Annotated in this window: 2 protein-coding genes; both read right to left on the reverse strand. The window is 72.4% G+C overall.

The window, feature by feature from the left end; all coding sequences use genetic code 11:
- Positions 1-348: tetratricopeptide repeat protein (locus D183_RS24275; protein ID WP_157835193.1), on the reverse strand; the 348-nt coding region annotated here is incomplete at its 3' end.
- Positions 336-1412 (reverse strand): cellulose synthase complex periplasmic endoglucanase BcsZ, encoded by a 1077-nt coding sequence (gene bcsZ / locus D183_RS0108100; protein ID WP_081613303.1) that lies wholly within the window; start codon positions 1410-1412, stop codon positions 336-338. The genes bcsZ and D183_RS24275, both read right to left, overlap by 13 nt.
- Positions 1413-1426: the final 14 nt, after the last annotated feature.

Below are 1426 nucleotides of genomic sequence, written 5' to 3' on the forward strand. Positions count from 1 at the left end.
GATGTTATCGCCGGTGCCGCCGATCGACATGGCCAAGCGCTGGGTCTGCGGCGCCTGCGGATGCGCCTTCTGCAGTTGCGCCAGGCGCTTGCGCGCGTCGGTCTGGCGGCCCTGCGCCAGATCGATCTGGGCCAGGCCGAGCAGGGCGTCGGGCTGATTCGGGTCGACCCGCAGCAGCTTGCGCCAGGCATCGGCGGCGAGATCGTCGCGGCCCTGGTCGTGCCAGTAGTTGCCCTGACTGACCAGTTGCTGGGTGGCGTCGGCGTTCTGCGCGTGCGCGCTGCCGGCGAGCAGGCACAGGTCGATCATGCCGGCCAGGTACAGGGGTTTGAGGTTCATGCGGAGCATTGGGTTCTCCAGGCGGGCTGCAGCGCGCCGTCTACGGAAAAGCGGTAGCGGTTGTCGAGCCAGGCGCGTCCGAACAGGATCAGCACCCGGTCGTAGTAGGGAAGCCGTGCCGCGGCGGCGTCGCCGGGCGCGGGAATGCGTTGCGCCTGCGCCTGGAGCAGCGCCGGTTCGCGCAGCGCGCTCAGGTACGGCAGCAGGGCCGCGGCGAAGCCGGGCGGCGCCTGGCCGCTGCCGACGCCCTGGCGGCTGTCGATCTTCTCGTCGAGACGGCCCTGCGCGCGCAGTTGCTGCAGCGGGCCGGACAGGTCGTCGAGCAGCGCCTTGCGCAGCGGATCGGCGGCATCGAGCATGCCGGCCCACAGGTACACGCGGATGGCGTCGTAGCTGCCGATCGCGCCCTTGTCGGGGTCGACGCCGAACGCGCGGCCGTCCCAGGCGGTCCAGTCCGGCGCGAAGCCGACCGGCGCGCTGTCGCGCAGCATCCGTGCGCTACGCGTGGCCAGGCCGGCCCACGGCCCCTTCGGATCGACCGCGGCGAAGCGCCGCAGCAACTGCAGCGGCAGGGAACTGGGGTTGAGCGTCCAGCGTTGCGGCCTGACGAACCCCTTGGCCGCCGGCAGCAGCATGCTGCCGAACCCGGGCAGCTCGGCCAGCTCGGTGCGTCGCACCAGCGCCAGCATCTGCAGACCGGCCTGGGTGTAGCCGGGCCGTTGCCACAGGCGCCCGGCCTCGAGCAGCACGTAGGCGATCCACAGGTCGGCGTCGCTGGCGCTGTTGCCATCGAGCACGCGCCAGCTGCCGTCGCTGGCGCGGCCCCACAGCCAGGCCGGCAACACCTGCTGCGGGCGGCCGCCGCACAGGTTGTGCCGGGTCCAGCCGAGCACGCGTTCGAACAGCACCTGGTCGTTCGCCACCAGCGCGAAGAACAGCGCGTAGGACTGGCCTTCGGAGGTGCTGCGCTGGTCGGCGTGCTGGAAATCGATCACCCGCCCGCTGGCATCGAGGTGCTTGCCGACGAACGCGGTCCACTCGCGCCACGGCGCGCAGGCCGGCGCCGCCGCCAGCGCGGCGCGCGCCA

The sequence above is a fragment of the Xanthomonas sp. SHU 199 genome (genome assembly GCF_000364665.1).
Taxonomy (GTDB): Bacteria; Pseudomonadota; Gammaproteobacteria; order Xanthomonadales; family Xanthomonadaceae; genus Xanthomonas_A; species Xanthomonas_A sontii.